The sequence below is a fragment of the Psychrobacter sp. 1Y4 genome, assembly GCF_051847555.1.
In genome coordinates, this window is sequence record NZ_JBPYDE010001175.1 from 1 (window position 1) to 513 (window position 513).

Annotated in this window: 1 protein-coding gene; it reads left to right on the forward strand. The window is 44.8% G+C overall.

Annotated features, from left to right (window positions below; translation table 11 throughout):
- Window positions 1–513 (forward strand): DUF7843 domain-containing protein (locus ACS8FC_RS21010; RefSeq protein ID WP_439298208.1); only part of this gene is annotated, 513 nt, incomplete at both ends.

Below are 513 nucleotides of genomic sequence, written 5' to 3' on the forward strand. Positions count from 1 at the left end.
GTCTGGAACTTATACTCTAATAACCATTGGTCAGCGAGCGCGACTGCCATTGGCGATAGCGGCGCTATTGTTCTCTGCAAACACGCAGGCATTTTTACCGACGCCTTTATTGGTCACTGAAGGTGCGCTCTCATCTGAATTATCAGAGAGTACGTCACTTAGTGATGCTAAAGCTGCTGTTCGCATTGAGACATCTAACCTCAGTGATACTGGAGACAATACTCAAAATAATACTGCGTCTGGCTCAGATATGGCGACAGAGCAGTTACTGGCAACATGGCGTAGACAGGTAAAAACCGATAATCTAGCACAGCATACAACATGGCGACGCTTATTGTATTTTTACGATGATCAAAGCAGTATGTTATCTAAAAAGAAAGCGGAGAGTCTGGTTGATGATCCACGCTTTTTTTTGAGTGATAATGGTCAGAAAGACTCAGCGGCAGAATTAGATGCGACACTAGTCGCACTGGCAAAAGAGCTGACATCGTCGCCGATGACTGATAGTACACT